General features: G+C 59.4%; 16 protein-coding genes (1 of these 16 only partly in view). 10 read left to right on the forward strand and 6 right to left on the reverse strand.

All coding sequences use genetic code 11. The features are described 5' to 3' along the window. Positions 1 to 39 precede the first annotated feature (39 nt). Positions 40 to 1,191 (forward strand): iron-containing alcohol dehydrogenase, encoded by a 1,152-nt coding sequence (locus NMD14_01555; protein XEI33198.1) that lies wholly within the window; start codon positions 40 to 42, stop codon positions 1,189 to 1,191. A gap of 88 nt (positions 1,192 to 1,279) precedes the next feature. Here the strand turns inward: NMD14_01555 and NMD14_01560 are convergent, their stop codons facing one another. From NMD14_01560 to NMD14_01570, 3 genes are all read right to left on the reverse strand, one after another. Next, on the reverse strand, positions 1,280 to 1,738 hold the full coding sequence (locus NMD14_01560) for a methylglyoxal synthase (GenBank protein ID XEI33199.1): 459 nt from the start codon (positions 1,736 to 1,738) through the stop codon (positions 1,280 to 1,282). Between the two features lie 185 nt (positions 1,739 to 1,923). Continuing rightward, the gene (gene bfr / locus NMD14_01565) at positions 1,924 to 2,400 is read right to left on the reverse strand and encodes a bacterioferritin (protein XEI33200.1); all 477 of its coding nucleotides are present in this window, start codon (positions 2,398 to 2,400) and stop codon (positions 1,924 to 1,926) included. Between the two features lie 144 nt (positions 2,401 to 2,544). Further along, positions 2,545 to 2,751 (reverse strand): bacterioferritin-associated ferredoxin, encoded by a 207-nt coding sequence (locus NMD14_01570; protein ID XEI33201.1) that lies wholly within the window; start codon positions 2,749 to 2,751, stop codon positions 2,545 to 2,547. Positions 2,752 to 2,887: 136 nt separating this feature from the next. Here NMD14_01570 and NMD14_01575 point away from each other — a divergent pair, with 136 nt between their 5' ends. The 7 genes from NMD14_01575 to NMD14_01605 all read left to right on the forward strand — a co-directional run bounded on the left by NMD14_01575 (position 2,888) and on the right by NMD14_01605 (position 14,806). Then, positions 2,888 to 3,199: an HlyU family transcriptional regulator gene (locus NMD14_01575; protein ID XEI33202.1), complete on the forward strand. Its 312-nt coding sequence runs from the start codon at positions 2,888 to 2,890 to the stop codon at positions 3,197 to 3,199. Next, on the forward strand, positions 3,196 to 5,262 hold the full coding sequence (locus tag NMD14_01580; GenBank protein ID XEI33203.1) for a GNAT family N-acetyltransferase: 2,067 nt from the start codon (positions 3,196 to 3,198) through the stop codon (positions 5,260 to 5,262). Before NMD14_01575 ends, NMD14_01580 begins: the two co-directional genes overlap by 4 nt. 187 nt (positions 5,263 to 5,449) lie before the next feature. Further along, the gene (gene uvrA / locus NMD14_01585; protein XEI33204.1) at positions 5,450 to 8,278 is read left to right on the forward strand and encodes an excinuclease ABC subunit UvrA; all 2,829 of its coding nucleotides are present in this window, start codon (positions 5,450 to 5,452) and stop codon (positions 8,276 to 8,278) included. Between the two features lie 121 nt (positions 8,279 to 8,399). After that, positions 8,400 to 10,073, forward strand: a complete 1,674-nt coding sequence (locus NMD14_01590) for a diguanylate cyclase (protein ID XEI33205.1) — start codon at positions 8,400 to 8,402, stop codon at positions 10,071 to 10,073. Between the two features lie 456 nt (positions 10,074 to 10,529). Further along, entirely contained in the window at positions 10,530 to 11,129 is a 600-nt protein-coding gene (locus NMD14_01595; GenBank protein ID XEI33206.1) for an outer membrane beta-barrel protein, read from the forward strand. Between the two features lie 228 nt (positions 11,130 to 11,357). Then, positions 11,358 to 13,337, forward strand: coding sequence for a methyl-accepting chemotaxis protein (locus NMD14_01600; GenBank protein ID XEI33207.1), 1,980 nt, complete (start codon positions 11,358 to 11,360; stop codon positions 13,335 to 13,337). Between the two features lie 8 nt (positions 13,338 to 13,345). Continuing rightward, positions 13,346 to 14,806, forward strand: coding sequence for an ABC transporter substrate-binding protein (locus NMD14_01605; protein ID XEI33208.1), 1,461 nt, complete (start codon positions 13,346 to 13,348; stop codon positions 14,804 to 14,806). A 75-nt stretch (positions 14,807 to 14,881) separates the two neighbouring features. Here NMD14_01605 and NMD14_01610 read toward each other — a convergent pair whose 3' ends face one another. Further along, a complete protein-coding gene (locus NMD14_01610) occupies positions 14,882 to 15,682 on the reverse strand; it encodes a GNAT family N-acetyltransferase (protein XEI33209.1) in 801 nt (266 codons plus the stop codon). Between the two features lie 327 nt (positions 15,683 to 16,009). On the opposite strand from NMD14_01610, the gene metF reads away from it, so the two are divergent. Next, a complete protein-coding gene (metF, locus tag NMD14_01615; GenBank protein ID XEI33210.1) occupies positions 16,010 to 16,900 on the forward strand; it encodes a methylenetetrahydrofolate reductase in 891 nt (296 codons plus the stop codon). Between the two features lie 137 nt (positions 16,901 to 17,037). Here metF and NMD14_01620 read toward each other — a convergent pair whose 3' ends face one another. Next, positions 17,038 to 18,213: a benzoate/H(+) symporter BenE family transporter gene (locus NMD14_01620; GenBank protein ID XEI33211.1), complete on the reverse strand. Its 1,176-nt coding sequence runs from the start codon at positions 18,211 to 18,213 to the stop codon at positions 17,038 to 17,040. A gap of 119 nt (positions 18,214 to 18,332) precedes the next feature. On the opposite strand from NMD14_01620, the gene NMD14_01625 reads away from it, so the two are divergent. After that, complete coding sequence (locus tag NMD14_01625; GenBank protein ID XEI33212.1) at positions 18,333 to 18,902, forward strand: XRE family transcriptional regulator; 570 nt, start codon at positions 18,333 to 18,335, stop codon at positions 18,900 to 18,902. Positions 18,903 to 18,918: 16 nt separating this feature from the next. On the opposite strand, the gene NMD14_01630 is transcribed toward NMD14_01625, so the two are convergent. After that, a protein-coding gene (locus NMD14_01630) for an NnrS family protein (protein XEI33213.1) crosses the window boundary here: on the reverse strand, positions 18,919 to 20,096 show its 3' portion. 19 nt of this gene lie beyond the right edge of the window; 1,178 of the gene's 1,197 nt are visible here — the last part of the coding sequence; its start codon lies beyond the right edge, outside the window; the stop codon is at positions 18,919 to 18,921.

Below are 20,096 nucleotides of genomic sequence, written 5' to 3' on the forward strand. Positions count from 1 at the left end.
GCACAATGTCCCCGCTCTGTTCAAGTCGAGGATTCCGCCGTGTACAACTTTCAATATGCCAACCCTACCCGCATCTGTTTTGGTGAGGGGCAGATCGCCAGCCTGCCGGAGCTGATCCCGCCCGGCAGCCGCCTGCTGGTGCTCTATGGCGGCGGCAGCATCAAGCAGAACGGCGTCTATGAGCAACTGACCCGGGCGCTGGAAGGGGTGACGTGGCAGGAGTTCTCCGGCATCGGCGCCAATCCCAGATACGAACTGTTGATGGAGGCGGTGGCGCTGGTGAAGCGCGAGCGCATCGACTTTTTGCTGGCGGTTGGTGGCGGCTCTGTGGTGGATGGCACCAAGTTTGTTGTGGCGGCGGCCTGTTATGAGGGGAGCGACCCCTGGGATATCTGCGGCAAACAGGCGAGCGTGCACAAGGCGCTGCCGATGGGCTGTGTGCTGACCCTGCCCGCCACCGGATCCGAGAACAATCCCACCGCGGTGGTGAGCCGCGGGGATGTGAAGATCGCCTTCAGAAGTCCGCTGGTACAGCCGCAATTTGCGGTGCTCGATCCGGCGACCACCTACAGCCTGCCTGCCCGCCAGACCGGCAACGGGGTGGTGGATGCCTTCATCCATATCACCGAGCAGTACCTCACCTTCCCGGTGGGGGGCGATGTGCAGGATCGACTGGCGGAAGGCCTGTTGCAGGTGCTGGTGGAGAACGGCCCCAGGGCGCTGGCAGAGCCGACCAACTATCAGGTAAGGGCCAATCTGATGTGGGCCGCCAGTCTGGCGCTCAACGGTCTTATCGGTTGCGGGGTGCCGCAGGATTGGGCCTCCCACGCCATTGGCCATCAGCTGACGGCGCTCTACGGGCTCGATCACGGCCAGAGTCTGGCGGTGGTGCTTCCCTCATTGCTCCGTGAGCGGGCGAGCCAGAAGCAGGACAAGCTGGCCCAGTTTGCCGAGCGAGTGTGGCATTCGCCGCGCGAAGACAAGGCCCTGTGCATCGAAGAGGCGATCATCCGTACCGAGCAGTTCTTCCAGAAGATGGGATTGGGCACCCGGCTGGCCGACTATGGCCTCAGCGAAAGCTGCATTGCGGCGGTCTGCTCCAACCTCAAGCGGGTGGGGCGCACCGCGCTCGGTGAGCAGCAGGATATCGACCCGGATCTGGTGGCGCGCATTCTCGCCCGGGCGCTATAAGCAGGTGACGATGGTTTTTGCCGGGTGATTCACTTCCCCAATAAAGAGGGCCGCATGTTGCGGCCCTCTTGCATGACGGGTTAGCCGATCACTCGGTGCGCGCCTTGAGATAACCGGCGTAATCCGGGATCTGTACGCTGAACGCTTGCCGCATATGGGGGCTGTCCATGATGAAGTCGGCGGTCGCTTCGTTGGTGGCGACCGGGATGTTCCAGACCGCCGCAAGGCGCAGCAGCGCCTTCACATCCGGATCGTGCGGCACCGCATTGAGGGGATCCCAGAAGAAGATCAGCACATCGATCTTCCCTTCGGCGATCAGGGCGCCGAGCTGCTGGTCGCCACCCATGGGGCCGGAGAAGAGGCAGGTGATGGGCAGTTGTGCCTTCTTGCCGAGCATGGTGCCGGTGGTGCCGGTTGCATAGAGGTGGTGCAGCTTGAGCTCCTCCTTGCGGCGCATCACCCAGTTCAGCAGAGGGGTCTTCATGTTGTCGTGAGCCACCAGTGCCACCCGTTTGTGGGGCGCCATCTCGCGTGCAATCTGTTCCATGGAAATCGTCCGTAGCATTGTTATTGGCAGAGAGTCGTATCCTAATCGAAAGCCATGACAGATGCTGTGTCGGGCGTATTAACTGTGATCCTGTCGAAAAGTTTTCGAGGCATGGCGACTCAAATATGGCGGCCAAAATGAAGAGACCCGCGCTGGCGGGTCTCTCTGCTTGCTGGCCTGCTGGCTCAGGAGCCGTGGTGCAGTTGCGACTGCTGATAGTTTTCCAGCCCGATGCGATCGATAAGATCGAGCTGGGTCTCCAGCCAGTCCACATGCTCTTCTTCATCCTCCAGGATCTCCTGAAACAGGTCGCGGCTGATGTAGTCTTGCACCGACTCGGCGTAGGCGATCGCTACCTTGAGGTCGGGGATGGCATCCATCTCCAGCGACAGGTCGCAGCGCAGCATCTCTTCAACGGTCTCGCCGATGCGCAGCTTGCCCAGATCCTGCAAGTTGGGCAGCCCTTCGAGAAACAGCACCCGCTTGACCAGCTCATCGGCGTGTTTCATCTCGTCGATAGACTCGTGATACTCCTTGTGTCCGAGCGCCTTGAGGCCCCAGTCATCGTAGATGCGGGCGTGCAGGAAGTATTGGTTGATGGCAATCAGCTCATTGGCCAGCACCTTGTTGAGGTGGGCAATGATCTTGGGATCTCCTTTCATCGACAGTGCTCCTTGGTTCGTGCCTGAGGCTTCGATCGTTAGAGCTTAGTCCAGAAAAGTGACAACAGGAGGTCTGGCGAGCCAGCTCGCCTGAGAGAAGGGGTGACCCGGTTGGCGGGTCGCATCAGAAAAGAGGTGTCCGGATCAGGCCACTTCGTAGTAGAGCACGGGTTGATCCTGCTCCATCTTGTCGAGCTCGGCTGCGATGATCTCCATGGTCATGCGCACGCATTTGCCACACTGGGCGCCCACCTCGAGCGACTGCTTGAGCTGGCGGAATTCGCTTTTACCTGACTGCACCGCTTTGCGGATCTGGGTATCTGTGATGCCGCGGCACAAACAGACGTACATGATGATCACCTCTTGTAGAATGGAGTGAAATCTAAATGAGAATGTTTCGTAATGCAAATAACCATTGGTAATAAGATCCCCTGCTTGCCACTGTGCAACCCCTTGGGGACAATGCTGGCAACCAGAGGAGATCACCATGCTCAAGAAACTGTTCAGTGCCCTGTTCGGGGGCGAGCCAGCCAAGGCACCGGAAGTCACTCCCACCGAATATGCCGGCTATCTCATCTATCCGGAGCCGATGGCCGAAGGTGGCCAGTACCGACTGGCGGGCCGCATCACCAAGGAGCTGGACGGCGTGATGCAAACCCACCGTTTCATTCGCTCCGATCTGTTTGCCAATCCGGCCGATGCCGAGCGCTTCATGGTGCAGAAGGCCCACACCTTTATCGATCAGATGGGGGAGCGCATGTTCGAGCCCCGCAAACCGGCTGACAGCCAGGCTTCATGACTCCGTCAGAACTCAACAGCCTGCGCGAGGCGTTGGCCCGCGCCGGTGAGCGGCGCCTGATCTGGCTGGAAGGGGAGGAGGCCGAGTGCATTGTCCGCGCGCAATCCCTGCTCGGCGAGCGCATCTTCTGGCTTGGCGCCGGGCCCGAGTGTTATGCCCCGCAGCCTGCCGCCAAGGCGCTGCAGCGGCTCGGTCAGGAGTGCGACACGCTGGTGTTCAACGCCTTCAGCGGCTTTCATCCCGACGCTTTCGGGGCGCTGGCAGGCACTCTGCGCGCGGGTGGCTTGCTGTTGTTGCTAACGCCGCCCAGAGTAGAGTGGCCTACATGGCCGGATCCCGACCGGATCCGGCTGGTGGCGCAGCCGGAGGAGACGAGTCGAGCCGGTCACGGCTTTATCGCCCGGCTGGTGCGGTTGCTGGAAGGTGATCCAGCCCTATCTCTGGAGCCGCCTGTTTGCTCGCAGCCGTGGCAACCGCTTGGGCCCGAGCGGCCATTGAGCTGCGACCAGGCACGGGCACTGCCCGCCATCCACAAGGTGCTGCACGGCCATCGCCGCCGCCCGTTGGTGTTGAGCGCCGACCGCGGTCGCGGTAAGAGTGCGCTGCTGGGGCTGGCCGCCGCCGAGCTGCTGCGCCAGCAGCCAGGGCTGAACATAGTGGTGACGGCCCCCTCTCAGGCGACGGTGGCGACCCTGTTTGCCCACGCCGCTCGCGGGCTAGATACTACGCCGGAGCAGCTGGCCGGGCTGATCTACTGCTCGCCGGATCGGCTGGTGCATGAGGCGCTCAATCCAGATCTGCTGCTGGTGGATGAAGCGGCCGCCATCCCGACCCCGCTGCTCGAGACCATGCTGGCCCGCCACAGCCGTATCGTGTTTGCCACCACCGAGCACGGTTACGAGGGGACGGGTCGCGGTTTTCACCTGCGCTTCAAACGGGTGCTGGATAGTCAGACTCCGGAGTGGCAGGAGATCCACCTCTCTGAGCCCATTCGCTGGAGTGAGCGCGATCCGCTGGAGCCGCTGATATTCCGCCTGCTGGGGCTTGATGCCGAAGTGGCGGCGCCTATGTCGCCGACCAACCCGAGCTGGCGTCTGGTCAGCCAAAAGGCGCTGGCGAGCGACGAGGTGCAGCTCAACCAGCTGTTCGGCCTGCTGGTGCTGGCCCACTACCAGACCACGCCGAGCGATCTCAGATCCCTGCTGGAGAGCCCGGATCTCGATATCCATCTGCTGGAGCAAGATGAGAGGCTGCTGGGGGTGGCCTTGGTGGCGCGGGAAGGGGAGATAGAACCCGAACTGGCCGAAGCGATCTGGGCCGGCCGCCGCCGCCCGCGCGGCCATCTGCTGCCCCAGTCGCTGCTGGCCCACGCCGGTTTCAAGACGGCGGGGGGGCGCAGTTACGCCCGGGTGATGCGCATCGCTATCCATCCCGAGCTGCATCGCCATGGGCTGGGTTCGCTGCTGCTCTCCCTGCTGGAAGATCACTATCGCCAGATTGACATCGACTATCTTGGTTCCGCCTTTTCGGCCAGCGCCGACCTGCTCCCCTTCTGGCGCAAGGCCGGGCTGACGGTGCTGCGCATCGGTTTGCAGCGGGATGCCGCCAGCGGCTGCCACGCCGCCCTGTTGCTCAAGGCGCTGAAACCCGAGCATGAGCCCGAACTGGTTCTGTGGCAGCAGCGTTTCGTACGCCAGCTGCCGACCCTGCTGGCGGGCGAGTTGAATACATTGGATCCCGAGTTGGTATGGCAATGCCTGCAAGGCAGTACCGTCACCGCGCCGGAGCTTGGCGAGTTCGAGCGCGATGAGGTTGAGTGCTTTGCTTTGCATCACAAGCCGTTTGAACTGAGCCAAGCCAGTTTGCAACTGTGGCTGGCGGGCAATCTGGCTCGTTTGGCCGAGCTCACCCCGGATGAGCGTTATCTGCTGATTGCCACCATCTGGCAATATGCCGATTGGGGAAGACTGGCAGCGAGATTTCAGCTGGCGGGCAAGCCCGCCGTGGTCAAGGGGTTGCGGGCGCTGCTGGCGCACCTCTTGAATTCCCCTGCCACTCTGTAGGTTTGCCCTGCTCCTATCGGGTCGAGGTCACCGCCCGGATATGGCAAAACGAGCGGCTGCGGGTGGAGAAAAAAGAGCAGATGGTGTGCGCTGGGTGATGCGCATTTCATCTCATGACTGTCTATTCATCCAGTAGTCTCTATGCCATACTGACCCGCTCAGGTTTCTGTATCGAGCGTGCAACAAGATGGAAAAGATCGTGGTCCGGGGTGCTCGCACCCACAACCTCAAGAACATCAATCTGACCCTGCCCCGCGACAAGCTGATCGTGGTCACCGGCCTCTCCGGTTCGGGCAAATCCTCTCTGGCGTTCGATACTCTCTATGCCGAGGGGCAGCGTCGCTACGTGGAGTCCCTCTCCGCCTATGCCCGCCAGTTCCTCTCCCTGATGGAGAAGCCGGACGTCGACCACATCGAGGGGCTCTCGCCAGCCATCTCCATCGAACAGAAGTCCACCTCCCACAACCCGCGCTCGACCGTCGGCACCATCACCGAAATCTACGACTACCTGCGTCTGCTGTTCGCCCGGGTCGGTGAGCCGCGCTGCCCGACCCACGCCATTCCGCTCGCCGCCCAGACCATCAGCCAGATGGTGGATCAGGTGCTGGCCCAGCCCGAGGGGAGCAAGCTGATGTTGCTGGCCCCGGTGGTGCGTGATCGCAAGGGGGAGCATGCCAAGTTGCTGGAGAATCTGGCGGCGCAGGGCTACATCCGTGCCCGCATCGACGGCGAGGTGTGCGATCTCTCAGATCCGCCCGCGCTGGAGCTGCACAAGAAGCACACCATCGAGGTGGTGGTGGACCGCTTCAAGGTGCGTGACGACCTGGCCCTGCGTCTGGCCGAGTCGTTCGAAACGGCGCTGACCCTCTCTGGTGGCATCGTGCAGGTCGTGCCGATGGATGGAGAGGAGGGGGTTGCCCCCATGACCTTCTCCGCCAACTTCGCCTGCCCGGAGTGCGGCTACTCCATGTCGGAGCTGGAGCCGCGCATCTTCTCCTTCAACAACCCGGCCGGTGCCTGCCCGACTTGTGACGGCCTCGGGGTGCAGCAATATTTCGACCCGGTCAAGGTGATCGGCGATCCTGCCATCAGCCTGGCCAACGGCGCCATCCGCGGCTGGGACAAGCGCAGCTTCTACTATTTCCAGATGCTGAAATCCCTCTCCGAGCACTACAAGTTCGATCTGGATACGCCGTGGGAAGATCTGCCGGTCAAGACCCAGGAGGTGATCCTGCGCGGTTCCGGTCGCACCGAGATCGAGTTCCGTTATATGAACGATCGCGGCGATGTAGTGGTGCGCAAGCACCCGTTTGAGGGGATCCTGCACAACATGGAGCGGCGCTACCGGGAAACCGAGTCCAACTCGGTGCGCGAAGAGCTCTCCAAGTACATCGCCAACAAATCCTGTACCAGCTGTGGTGGCAGTCGACTGCGGGAGGAGGCGCGCCACGTGTTCGTCGACAACCGCAACCTGCCGGCCATCGCCGAGCAGTCCATCGGCGATGCGCTGGCCTTCTTCGAAGGGTTGAATCTCACCGGCCAGCGCGCCCAGATTGCCGAGAAGATCCTCAAAGAGATCGTCGAGCGGCTCGGCTTCCTGGTAAACGTCGGCCTCAACTATCTGAGCCTGTCGCGCAGCGCCGAGACCCTCTCCGGTGGCGAAGCACAGCGCATTCGACTGGCCAGCCAGATCGGTGCCGGTCTGGTGGGGGTCATGTACGTGCTGGATGAACCTTCCATCGGCCTGCATCAGCGCGACAACGAGCGGCTGCTCACGACCCTCATCCACCTGCGCGATCTCGGTAACACGGTGATCGTGGTGGAGCACGACGAGGACGCCATTCGTCTCGCCGACCATGTGCTGGATATCGGCCCGGGGGCGGGTGTGCATGGCGGCGAAATTGTTGCGCAGGGCACCCCCCAGCAGATTATCGACAACCCGGATTCGCTGACCGGTGACTACCTCTCTGGCCGCAAGCAGATCGCCATTCCGGCCGAGCGCACCCCGCTCACCGGCAAGTGGCTGAAACTCAAGGGGGCGAGCGGCAACAACCTGCGCAACGTCAACCTGGATCTGCCCATCGGGGTGATGACCTGCGTCACCGGCGTCTCCGGCTCCGGCAAGTCGACCCTGATCAACGACACCCTGTTCCGCATCGCTCATCGCGAGCTTAACAAGGCCACCGAATCCACGCCGGCGCCTTATCGCAGCGTCGAGGGGCTGGAGCACCTGGACAAGGTGGTGGATATCGACCAGAGCCCCATCGGCCGCACCCCGCGCTCCAACCCGGCCACCTACACCGGTCTGTTCACCCCGATCCGCGAGCTGCTCTCCGGCACCCAGGAGGCGCGTTCGCGCGGCTACCAGCCGGGCCGCTTCTCCTTCAACGTGAAGGGGGGGCGCTGCGAGGCATGTCAGGGAGATGGGGTCATCAAGGTGGAGATGCACTTCCTGCCGGATGTCTACGTGCCGTGCGATGTCTGCAAGGGCAAGCGCTACAACCGCGAGACTCTGGAGGTGAAGTACAAGGGCAAGAACATCCATGAAATCCTCGAGATGACGGTGGAAGATGCCCGCGCCTTCTTCGATCCTGTGCCGGCGGTAGCGCGCAAGCTGCAGACCCTGATGGATGTGGGCCTCTCCTATATCCGCCTCGGCCAGTCGGCCACCACCCTGTCGGGCGGTGAGGCGCAGCGAGTCAAGCTGGCGCGCGAGCTCTCCAAGCGGGATACCGGCCAGACTCTCTACATTCTGGATGAGCCGACCACCGGGCTGCACTTCCACGATATCCAGCAATTGCTCAAGGTGCTGCACCAGCTGCGGGATCGCGGCAATACCATCGTCATCATCGAGCACAATCTGGACGTCATCAAAACCGCCGACTGGATCGTCGATCTGGGGCCGGAGGGGGGCGCCGGTGGTGGCCGCATTTTGGTGACGGGGACGCCGGAGGAGATTTGCGCCAATAAAGAGTCTCATACAGCACGCTTTTTGTGGCCGCTATTGTCGCGATAAGTCGTTATAATCGAGGGGCCTTCGGCCCCTTTTTGTTATAAAAATCGGGAGCATAGGAGGAAGCTCGTCAGATGTGGGCAGGCTTGGCATCTCAGCGTCATGGTAATGGATATATCGGGTTATGGCTCAGGCTCCGCGCACGATTGATCATCAGTTGGCTTACTCCATGTTCCCCATCTGGCTGGGGGCGATCCTGCTATTGCTGGTTCTGCTAGCGTGGGCCCAGATCCCGGCCGCCAGCCGGATTGAAGAGCAGCGAATGAAGGAGCATCTGCTGCGCGTGAGCAAGGTGGTGCAGGCGGATGTGACGGCTCTGGATGCATTCAGCCGGGATTGGGGCATCTGGGATGACAGTCACCGCTTTATGGGCACCAAAAGCAGGGCATACATCGAATCTAACCTGTTTAATGACATGCCGATGCGGGACTTCAGTCTCAACCTGATGAGCTTCATTGATCTCAGTGGCTACGAAATATGGACGCGCACCCTGCTGCCCGATGCGCCGGGGGTTAACCCTGATCAGTTTCCCTACTTCCTTGATGAACTGAAAAAGCAGTTAAGAGAGCGCTCGGTGGCACAAGGAGGCATCAATCTGCACGGGATCCGCGCGTCCCAGTGGGGGCCGCTGATGTACTCGTGGCAACCGATCAGAAACAGTGACGAGTCGGCCCCGTTCAACGGTTTCTTGCTGATCGCACGCTGGCTCGACAAGGCCTATCTCGAGCAGGTATCGGAGCGTACCGCGCTGCCACTGGCGATCTCCCACGCCAATCTGGATGTCACTGTCTCGTTCAAACCGCTGAAACCGCAAATAACCTATCGCCTGATCGATCTCGGGTTCACCCGGCTCAGGGGAGAGGTGCGACTGCTCAACAGCGATAACCAGCCGGTGTTGACCCTGGTGATTGAGGAGGAGAGAAAGATCTTGAGTGGCGTCATGGAGGGGGCGCTCTGGACCTTCATCGGCATGCTGTTCATCAGTTTTATCTGTGTCACGATCGCCATGTACCGGCTCAACGGCATTGTGCTTACCCCGTTGCAGCAACTGGTGTCGGCACTGCAGCGCTTTGGCGATCGGCCTGATGCCACCTTGATCCCCCATATCGACAGCAGCGCCGAGATGGCGACCCTGAGCAGCAAGTTCAGGGAGATGGCCACCAAGGTCAGTCAGCAACACGATGATTTGCTGGAAAAATCCAGCCAGATGGAGATGGCGGCGCTCACCGATCCCTTGACCCGTTGCTTCAATCGTCGCTACCTGGATAGCTGGTTGCAGGCCAACTGGGCCCAGCCTTGTCTGTTATTGCTGCTGGATCTGGATTATTTCAAGCGGATCAACGATCGCCTTGGCCATGACATCGGGGATCTGGTGTTGAAACAGCTGGCGGATCTGCTGCGCAAGGTAGTGACAGGAGAGCGCGAGCCAATCATCCGGCTGGGCGGGGAGGAGTTCTTGTTGTTGCTGCAGGTGGATGACGAACAAGAGCTAGCGCAGCGGGTCGAATATCTGCGCCAGCGCGTCGCTCAGCACCGCTTTGGCCAAGAGGATGCGCCACTCTGGTTGACGGGGTCGCTGGGGTTCTGCCGCTATCCGTTACACCCGGAGTGCCCGGCTTCATTCTGGAGTCACAGCTTCAAATTGGCGGATATGGCGCTGTATCAGGCCAAAGTCAGCGGGCGCAATCGGTGGTGTGGCTACGTCGGCACTCTCTCTGCGCAGGGAATGGGCCAGACTCCGGAACAGCTTGCCGAAGGGGGGAATGTCACCCTGCTGCACTCTGCCAACCCGGATTAACCCTGCCGAACCAATACCAGATAAGCCAGGGCGACAATAAAACCGAGCAGGATAAAGAGAAAGGATCCGATTCCCCACACGGCCGCGAGAAAGGCCCCCACCTTTTGCCATCTCGACTCATTCTTCATAAATAAACCATTACCTCTCAATAACTTGTGTGGCGCAAAAATACGCTTGTTTGCCCACATTAACAACAGTAAATCGCCATTCCGCCGGGTTGTAAGGTGTGGTTTGTTTGCCTCTTTTGGCAATGAGATCGGGTGGTTTCCTCCTCCTAGGATGAACACCGCGGCTTGTTATCTGGGGGTTCGGTAAAATTGGGATGGCACGCAAAGGTGTCACAGCAATCAATTTATTTCTGTGTAACCTTTGCTTCAAATCAATAACCTTGTGTTTACATGGACATATAGTCAGCGGGCTTACAGCATCAAATGAAAACAAAAAAGGGATTACGTGATGAAAAAATTACTTCCTCTGATGATTGCCGCTGCAGTGACCTCTCCTTTTGTCATGGCCCATCAGGCTGGTGATATTCTGGTTCGTGGTGGTGCTGCTTTTGTCTCCCCACAAGAGAGTACCTCCCCGATTGATCTAACCATCAATGACAATATGCAGCTTGGCTTAACACTGACCTATATGGCGACTGATAACTTTGGTGTGGAGTTATTGGCTGCAACACCGTTCTCTCACTCTGTGAAATTGGGTGATACCGAAGTTGCCAAGGTCAAGCACCTGCCGCCGACTCTGATGGCTCAATACTATTTTGGCGATGCCCAGAGCAAGGTGCGTCCGTATGTCGGTATTGGTGTGAACTACACCACTTTCTTTGACGAGAAGGGTAGTGGCCCACTGGCAAATGACGATATCAGTCTGGATAGCTCTTGGGGTGTTGCCGGACAAGTGGGTATCGATATGGCGATTACCGACCGCTGGTTTGTAAACGGTTCTGCCTGGATCATGGATATCGATACTGATGTTCATACTCAATCTGTGGGAACCATCAACGCCAAGATTGATCCTATGGTCTTTATGATTGGTGCGGGCTACCGCTTCTAATGATTTGATTCTGACTGCGGTTCTGAAAGGATCGCGGAAGATAGCAAAGTACGTCTCTTTCAGCCCGGCTTGTGCCGGGCTTTGTTCGTATGGCTGACGTTGACCGGACTGTGATCCTGCCCGATACAAATAAATTAAATACCTGCTGCTCTATTTCAGTTATTCGCCACCCCTGCCGATAGTGACTACGTACACTTTACCTTCCCCCCAATGAGTGAGGATGTCTCCATGGGCTTATCTATCGTACAGCGGATCATCGCCGGATTCGTGTTGATGCTGCTGTTGCTGATCCTGCTTGGTGTGATCAGTACCTTTAAAATCAAGGGTATAAACGACGGCCTTTCTGCCGTATCTGACCGGGCAACCCCGCTGGTGGTGGCTGTCGCAGGTCTCAAGGGGGCACTGCAGGATAGTAACCGCTGGGTGCTGGTCTACCGTACCAGCGAAGATGCCGCCCAGTTGCCGCAGCTGGCCAATCAGTTCAAGGAGCAGCAGAACCGCTTTGCCCAGCTGAGTCAGGAGATGGGGAAATTTACCGACGTAGCGGATGCCCGCACCCGTTTCCAACAGGTCGAGAGTGCTACCACCCAATTTTATGGCTTGGCGGATCAGGTGTTGGCCCAGCATCGGCAGTGGGTCAGCGCACGGGATCAGCGCCACAAGCTGGAGATGGAATTTATCCGCCTTGAGGATACCTACCAGTGGGCGGCGGATCTGCTGCTGCAACAGACCGCCAGCAAGCGCTCCATGCGCAACAAGGCGGAACTCATTACCTCAGGAATCGCCCGCGATCTGAAGAATATCCGCCGTGCCGATGCCAAAACTGACCTGAACGAGCTGGAAAAGGTGCTGAGCAAGGATATCGAGATGGCGCGCAAGCGTCTGGATCGTGTGCTGGTGCCGGATGATGTGAAAGCGCGTTTTGTTTCCAATCTGGATCGGATGCAGGAGTTGGCGCTCGGCACTCAAGGCTTGCTGGCGACCATGCGTCAGGCCCAGCAACTGGCGCTGTCGCTGGCCACGCAAAATCAACAGCTGGATGCCAGCTTGATAAATAGCCTGAACTTGCTCGATGAGATGGGCAAGTCGGCCGGTGCCATCGCCAGCGATAGCCGGATTAACGCCGATGCGGCGGTCAGCAGTGCCGGCTTCTGGATCCTGGTGGTTGCCGCAATTTCTGCTAGTGCTGCGCTGGTGATCGGCTATACCACGGCGCGCAGCATTCAGCGCCCGTTGCAGATGATCAACAAGGAGCTCGATTACATGGCGGCCGGTGACATGACCCGCCGCATCAACTACCGCAGCAGCTGCGAGTTTGGCACTCTCTCCCGCTCCATCGATACGCTGGCAGGCAAGACCGGCGAGCTGCTCTCCCAGATCAATGCGGGTTCCCGCCATCTGGTGGATGAAGCTAGCCGCACCGCCGAGATCAGCGAGCGGGCCATGTCCCGGGTGCAGGAGCAGAAGAGCCAGACCGATCAGGTGGCCGCCGCTATTACCGAGCTGGAAGTGAGCGCCACCGAGGTGGCCCGCTCGACCGATGGCACCAAGCGGGAAGTGGATCTGGCCGATGAAGAGGCGCGCAGTGGTCGCCAGAAAGTGGCCACCACTCGCCGGATCACCGAGCAGTTGGCTGGCGCCATGGAAGAGGCGGTCGGCATTACCTACAAGCTGGGGGAGTTCAGCAATAACATCGGCAGCATCCTCGATGTGATCCGCAGCATTGCCGAGCAGACCAACCTGCTGGCCTTGAACGCCGCCATCGAAGCGGCCCGTGCTGGCGATGCCGGTCGCGGTTTCGCGGTGGTTGCCGATGAGGTGCGGGCGCTGGCCAATCGCACCCAAACCTCGACCGAAGAGATCCAGGGGATGATTGAGAACCTGCAGAGCGCCAGCAAACATGTGGTTGAAGTGATGGGTCGCAGCCAGGAGCAGACTCAAAGTTGTGTCGAGCAGACTCGCGAGATGGATGTGGCGCTGCAATCCATTGCCGATCGGATGGGGGCCATCAAGTCGATGGCCGATCAGGTGGCGCACGCTGCCCAGGAGCAGATCTCGGTCAGTCAGGGGGTCGCCCGCCATATATCAGGTATCGCCGAGGTGGCCTACGAGACCGAACGGGAGGCGCGCGGATCCGCCAGCAGCAGCGAAGTGCTGGCCGACCTGGTCGCCAAACAGCAGCAATTGATCGCACATTTCAAGGTCTAGGAGGGCTTATGTCTAACAAGTGGATTGGAGCCCTGAGTCTCCTGTTGTGTAGCCAGCTGATGGCTAGCGAGCTGGTGATCGAGAGCTGGCGGATTGATGACAAGGCATTGTGGGAGCAGAAGATCATTCCTGCTTTCGAGGCCTCCCACCCGGGCATTCAGGTGAAATTCAACGGGGTACAAAACGTCGACTACATGCCGACCCTGTGGGAGAGCCTGAAAGGGGGCAAGGCGGGGGATCTGATCACCTGCCGCCCGTTTGATGACTCACTCGCCCTGTTCAAGGCGGGCCATCTGGCCGAGCTGACCGAAATGGCGGGGATGGAGAACTTCCCGAGTTTTGCCCAGTCACCCTGGCAGACGGATTCCGGAGCCCAGACCTTCTGCGTGCCGATGGCCTCGGTGGTCCATGGCTTCTTCTATAACAAGAAGATCTTCAGTGAGTTGGGGCTGACATTGCCGCAAACCCGCGATCAGTTCTTCGCCGTGCTGGACAAGATCAAGGCCGATGGTCGCTATGTGCCGCTGGCCATGAGCGGCTCCGAGAGTTGGGTCGCCTCCGAGCTGGGGTTCCAGAATATTGGCCCCAACTACTGGAAGGGAGAAGACGGTCGTCTGGCGCTGATCGGTGGGCAGGAGCGGTTGGACAACCCGCAATATGTGAAGGTGTTCGACGAGCTGGCCCGCTGGCGTTCCTACCTTGGCGAGGGGGCCGAGAGCCGCGATTATGCGACCAGCAACGAGCTGTTCACCTCGGGCAAGGCGGCTTTCTATGTGGCGGGCTCCTGGGAAATTGCACCCTTCACCGGCAAGGTCGATTTTGGCGTTATGCGTCCGCCGGTGGCCAAACAGGGGGATGGCTGCTTCTTTACCGACCATACCGATATCGGTATGGGGATGAACCCGGCCAGCAAGAACAAAGCGGAGGCGATGGTTTTCCTGCAATGGCTGACCACGCCGCAATTTGCCGAGCTCTATACCAACTCGTTGCCGGGATTTTTCTCCCTCTCCAACCACTTCTTCGATGTCACCAATCCGGCGGCCAAAGAGATGATGGAGTGGCGTGATCAGTGTGACTCGACCATTCGGGTGGCGACCCAGATCCTCTCCCGTGGTACGCCCAAGCTGGGGGATGAACTGGCCGAGGTGAGTCAGGCGGTACTGCTTGGCAAGATGGCGCCCAAGGCTGCCGCAGATCGACTGGAATTTGGCTTGAAAGGCTGGTATGCCCCTCATCAGGGCAATCAGGCCAAGAGCGCGGATTGTCAGTGTGATGCGGTTGTCCCGGCCCCGGTTTCAGCGCCGGCTGCTGTGGTGTCCGCGGCACCCGCGACCAGTGAAACGCCTGCCGTGATGGCACCGGCGGTGACTCCCGCAGAACCTGCATCAACAACGACGGTACCAGTCCCCGCTCCTGCGGCTGATATGGAGCAGGCGCTCTCCAACGAGCTGGAAGCGCCGCAGCAATAGGTCATCGGCATCAATAAACACGGGAGGCATCAGCCTCCCGTTTTTATTGATGGCTCGCGGCCAGCCAGCACCGCTTTATTGTGCATCGTGGGGCCAGCGACAGAGGCTGCCGATGCGGGCAACCGGGGCGAATCCCAGCGAGCGATAGATCCGCTGGGCATGGTAGTGCTCATCGGCGACGATGATCAGCTGTTTGGCGCGGCACAATCCTGCGCGCGCCACTTGACTCAGTAACTGGCGGCATAACCCCTGGTTTCGCCACGCCTGGTGAGTGCGTACCAACTGGAAACGACCCAGCGGGCCGCAGAAGAAGAGACCACAACTGGCGACCAGTTGCCCCTCTTGCCAGATCCCCCACCAGTCCCCGAGACCATCAGCAATCATCGCCTGATAGAGCGCCTGGCGAGATTGCAGATAACGGAGATAGCGTTGTTCCGAGTGGCCCTCATCTCGCTCATGGAGTTCGAAGCCGAGCCATTCAGGCCAATCAGCAATGGTGAAGGGACGTGCCTGAAGCTTGTCTATGTCGCCGTTAGGGGGCTGGCAGCTCTGCTCATCCAGCGCTAGCACCACGCACTCCATGTATAAATATCCGGTTGCAACAAAACCGGCGATCCGGCTGTTTTGCCCGGCCGCCAGTGGCCACTGAAAGGTGCGGTGGCGCACTCTGGGATCCTGGCCGATCAGCTGATCAAACGCGGCTTCCAGCCAGCCTTTGTCACGGTCGCTGGGTGGGGTGGGGAGCAGCAGGTAGTTGCCGAAGTAGTAGTCGGGTGCATTCGGTGTGCGAACCGCCCAGAACTGCTCATGCCGAATGACCTCGCCCTGATAGCGATCGAACAGCAAGTCGGTGGCAAAGCCGGGGTGGGTATCCATGATGATGCTCCTGCAAAGACGCATTCAGTTATCGGCAGGAGTGGGAAATAGATGAAAAGGGGCCGGAGAAACCTCCGGCCAAACAATCACACGCAGATTAAGAACGTCCAGGACGATCTGTCCCCATCATAACTCGACTAGGGCGATTTTGGGATGCACGCTCCTGTTACGTACCGTTAATTTTGTAAATATGAAGTTCGTCAGATCGGATGTGAGGTAAATCCCTGTTGACTTTGTATCGTTTTACTCATAAATATAAAGACGTTTAGACGTCCAAACATCCGTTTCGACGTAGGCCGATGGATTGTAGGACAGGGAGAAGAGCAGATGGGATTTCACAGTGCACGTCAGGTTGAGGCGCTCAACCAGAGCTTGGCAGATTTGAATGGCGATATTTCGGTCAGTTTCGAGTTTTTTCCGCCCAATAGTGAAGGGATGGAGAATACTCTCTGGCAGTCCATCGAACGGCTGAAAGTGCTGGAACCCAAGTTCGTCTCCGTCACTTATGGTGCCAACTCCGGCACCCGAGATCGCACCCACAAGGTGATCAAGGACATCAAGGAGCGGACAGGCCTGATTGCGGCACCGCACCTGACCTGTATCGATGCCAGCCGCGACGAGCTGCGCACCATCGCCCGCGACTATTGGAACAGCGGTATTCGTCATATCGTGGCGCTGCGCGGTGATTTGCCGCAGGGGCTGGACAAGCCGGATATGTATGCCACCGATCTGGTTGCCCTGCTCAAGTCAGAGGCCGATTTCGATATCTCGGTTGCCGCCTATCCGGAGGGGCATCCAGAGGCCAAGAGTGCGCAATCCGACCTGCTCAGCCTCAAACGCAAGATCGATGCCGGTGCCAACCGTGCTATCACCCAGTTCTTCTTCGATGTGGAGACTTATCTACGCTTTCGGGATCGCTGCGCCGCCATCGGCATCGATGCCGAAATCGTGCCGGGGATCCTGCCGGTCTCCAACTACCAGACGCTGGCCAAGTTTGCCGGTTTCACCAATGTGAAGATCCCGCGCTGGATGCATCAGCGTTTCGAGGGGCTGGATAACGATCAGATGACCCGTAATCTGGTGGGGGCGAGCATCGCTATCGACCAAGTGCGCGTGCTGAGTCAGGAGGGGGTGAAGGACTTCCACTTCTATACCCTGAACCGTTCCGAACTGACCTATGCCATCTGCCACACACTAGGGGTTCGTCCTAAAGGCTGATCCGTGGTTACCGCGATAAAAGCAAAAAGCCAATGAGTTGTTCATTGGCTTTTTCGTTATGGCCGATGAGCAAGGTCTGGCCTGGGCGCCCTGTTCGGGAAGCGTGGTGCCCAGGCTCCACTAGGGGAAAATTAGGTTCATGGCCTAAGATTTATTCGACTCCCTAATCGATATGATTGGAACCAATAGATGGTCAGGCCAACCAGCAGACCCCAGCAGGCTGCCGCGATGCCGAGCAGGCTGATCCCAGACGCGGTAATGATGAAGGTCAGCAACGCAGCTTCGCGAGCTTCATCCTGTTGCAAGGCAGAGTGCAGACTACTGCCGATGGTGCCGAGCAGGGCCAATCCGGCGATACAGGTGACAAGGGCTGCCGGAAAGGCGCTAAACAGGGCGGCGACGGTCGCGCCAAAACAGCCGGTCACAAGATAAAAGCAACCTGCCCAGACCGCAGCAGGCCAGCGGCGTTTGAGATCCGGGTCGACCTCTTTGCCCATGCAGATGGCGGCAGTGATGGCGGCCAGATTGAAGGCATAGCCGCCAAAAGGGGCGAGCAGCAGGCCGGTCAGGCCGGTCCAGCTGATCAGCGAGGAGGTGGCAGGTTGATAGCCATGGGCTCGCAAGATGGCGATCCCCGGCATGTTTTGCGATGTCATGGTGACAATGAACAGCGGCAGCGCGATGCCAAACAGGGCATCAAGGGAGAAGACTGGCCATGTCCAGACCGGGGTGGCGAGTTGCCAGTGAAGGGTGCCCAGTTGCAAATCCCCCCGCACGCTGCAGATCAGCATCCCCACTCCCAGTACTAGCACCATGGTATAGCGGGGCCAGAGATGACGACCCAGCAGGAAGGCCAGCAGCAGGGTGCCAAGCAGCAAGGGATCTTGCGGGGCGACCTTGAACAGATCCAATCCGAATCTGAGCAGCACGCCAGCCAGCATGGCGGCGGCCAGTGGAGCCGGGATATGTTTCATCAAACGGTCGAACCAGCCGCTGATGCCACACAGCGTGATCAGCAGGGACGAGATCACAAAGGCGCCGATCGCTTCCGCCAGAGTGAAGTTGCCCAGCGTGGTGATCAGCAGTGCCGCGCCCGGGGTAGACCAAGCGGTTAGTATGGGTATGCGGTAATAGAGAGAGAGGCCGATGCAGCTCACCCCCATGCCGATCCCCAGCGTCCAGAGCCAAGAGGCGACTTGAGCTGTATCAGCACCTGCTGCCGTGGCGGCCTGGATGATCAGGATGACGGAACTGGTGTAGCCGACCATCACGGCGATAAAGCCTGCGACCAGATGGGGGATGGCGAAGGGCATGACTCTTCCTCTTGGCGTTGTGACGCGCTGTGCGTTATTACGTACAATACAGCTTTGACTATATCGCTGTGCGCTATAGCGTACAAGGCGCATCGTGCAAGAGTAATAAAGAGGCAGTTATGCAAGAGATGAGTCAGCATCTGGCTGCTCGACTGAAGGGGCTGCGCAGCGAGCGCGGCTGGAGCCTGGATGCCGCCGCGCGCGAAACGGGTGTCAGCAAGGCGATGCTGGGGCAGATTGAGCGGGGAGAGTCCAGCCCGACAGTGGCGACGCTGTGGAAGATCGCCACCGGTTTTCGAGTCTCCTTTTCCAGTTTCATTGAGCCCATACCCGCTGCGCAGGCAGAGGTGCTCTATCGCACCGCCGATGCCATTCGCCAGCAGCCAGCGGGAGAGGGCATGCAAGTGGCACCGCTCTTCCCTTATGAAAACCGGTTTGGTTTCGAGTTGCTTGAGCTAACCCTGTTGCCGGGTTACCAGCGTGAATCCGAGCCCCATGAGCCGGGAGTGACCGAGCATGTCATCGTCATCAGCGGCATGATGGAGGTGCTGGTAGAAGGGGAGTGGCGCTCATTTGAGCAAGGGGAGGCGGTGCGTTTTGCTGCCGACCGTCCCCACGGTTATCGCAATCTCGGCATAGCCCCGGCTATTTTCCACAACTTGATCCACTATCCGGTGGTAACACCCTGAACATGTTCCGCAGTCATCAACCTGGACGACCATCTGCTCTGGGGCGGATCAGTATCGGGGTATAGACCCAGACAAACAGACCATAGGCAGCGATCCAGGCAAGCGCGCTGAGGTTCCAGCCATGCAGGGTATAAGCAGGCCAGAACAGCGGAATCACCACCCGCATTGTGGCGGCGGCGATAACCAGGGCGAATGCGCCAGTGATCCTGCGCCCCACCTGCAAGGCCCGACCGCTATGACCGAGGGAGACTCGCGCAATCATGCCTAGGATCATGGTGCCCATACAGCCTGCGCTGAGCAGATGGCTGGCCATTGACAGCGTGATGGACAGACCTGCGCTATGTGCCGCAAGAGCGAGCAGGCCAAGTGGGATAAACAGATAGGCGAGATGCAGTGACCACAGCAGTGGATGCGCAATGGTCGATGGCAGATGCCAACGCAGTTGTCGCCACAGATGCAAACTCGCCGCCACTATATAAAGAGGCACTATATATATGTTGGTGACCCATTGGGTGGGGAGCAGCAGCCAGCAGAGCAAGATAAGCCACAGTGTCGCGAGCGCCGCCCGTTCCAGCCAGAGCTGAGGTACGGCTTTCTCCTGACCGGTTGCCCGAGCGGTGAAGAACGGAATCACCCTTCCACCCATCACGGCGATCAGGGTGGTAAACAGCAGCACAGTGGTGATCAGCAGATGCTCAACGGTGTTCCACTCTGCATGCCATAACCAGCTGGCGCCATTGAGCAAGGTCAGTATCAGCAACAGGGGCACGAAGAAGAGGTTGCGCCATTGCCGGGTCATCAAGATTGGCTTGGCAAGGAACCAGGCGCAAAGCGGCAACCAGAGCAGGTCTGCCACCATCAGGAGCGTATTCTCCTCACCCAGCCAGGGTAACAACGTCCTTGGCAACATCCACAATCCCACAACCAGCGCCAATGGCCAGCTCCGAACACCGGGATGGGCGGTCCAGTTCTGCACCGCGGTGAGCAGAAAACCCGCGACGATGGCAGCCCCGAAACCAAACAGCATCTCATGACCATGCCACCAGATCGGGTTGGCAATCCCTGGCAAGGTTAGCCAACCGTTGAGCTGCCCCAGCCAGAGCAACATGGCGACGGCAGCAAACAGAGCCCCGAACAAGAAGAAGGGTCGGAACCCCAAGCGGAACAGCGGGACGATTTGCTCTTCCTTATGGC

The sequence above is a fragment of the Aeromonas veronii genome, from assembly GCA_041319085.1.
GTDB lineage: Bacteria > Pseudomonadota > Gammaproteobacteria > Enterobacterales > Aeromonadaceae > Aeromonas > Aeromonas veronii_F.

What these genes read in the sequence shown, in the direction of transcription:
- NMD14_01610 (XEI33209.1), bottom strand. Translation starts at nt 15,682, where the DNA reads ATGGATACCCACCCCGGCTTTGCCACCGACTTGCTGTTCGATCGCTAT.
- NMD14_01580 (XEI33203.1), top strand. Translation starts at nt 3,196, where the DNA reads ATGACTCCGTCAGAACTCAACAGCCTGCGCGAGGCGTTGGCCCGCGCC.
- NMD14_01605 (XEI33208.1), top strand. Translation starts at nt 13,346, where the DNA reads ATGTCTAACAAGTGGATTGGAGCCCTGAGTCTCCTGTTGTGTAGCCAG.
- NMD14_01625 (XEI33212.1), top strand. Translation starts at nt 18,333, where the DNA reads ATGCAAGAGATGAGTCAGCATCTGGCTGCTCGACTGAAGGGGCTGCGC.
- bfr (XEI33200.1), bottom strand. Translation starts at nt 2,400, where the DNA reads ATGAAAGGAGATCCCAAGATCATTGCCCACCTCAACAAGGTGCTGGCC.
- NMD14_01590 (XEI33205.1), top strand. Translation starts at nt 8,400, where the DNA reads ATGGCTCAGGCTCCGCGCACGATTGATCATCAGTTGGCTTACTCCATG.
- NMD14_01570 (XEI33201.1), bottom strand. Translation starts at nt 2,751, where the DNA reads ATGTACGTCTGTTTGTGCCGCGGCATCACAGATACCCAGATCCGCAAA.
- uvrA (XEI33204.1), top strand. Translation starts at nt 5,450, where the DNA reads ATGGAAAAGATCGTGGTCCGGGGTGCTCGCACCCACAACCTCAAGAAC.
- NMD14_01560 (XEI33199.1), bottom strand. Translation starts at nt 1,738, where the DNA reads ATGGAACAGATTGCACGCGAGATGGCGCCCCACAAACGGGTGGCACTG.
- NMD14_01620 (XEI33211.1), bottom strand. Translation starts at nt 18,213, where the DNA reads ATGCCCTTCGCCATCCCCCATCTGGTCGCAGGCTTTATCGCCGTGATG.
- NMD14_01600 (XEI33207.1), top strand. Translation starts at nt 11,358, where the DNA reads ATGGGCTTATCTATCGTACAGCGGATCATCGCCGGATTCGTGTTGATG.
- metF (XEI33210.1), top strand. Translation starts at nt 16,010, where the DNA reads ATGGGATTTCACAGTGCACGTCAGGTTGAGGCGCTCAACCAGAGCTTG.
- NMD14_01595 (XEI33206.1), top strand. Translation starts at nt 10,530, where the DNA reads ATGAAAAAATTACTTCCTCTGATGATTGCCGCTGCAGTGACCTCTCCT.
- NMD14_01575 (XEI33202.1), top strand. Translation starts at nt 2,888, where the DNA reads ATGCTCAAGAAACTGTTCAGTGCCCTGTTCGGGGGCGAGCCAGCCAAG.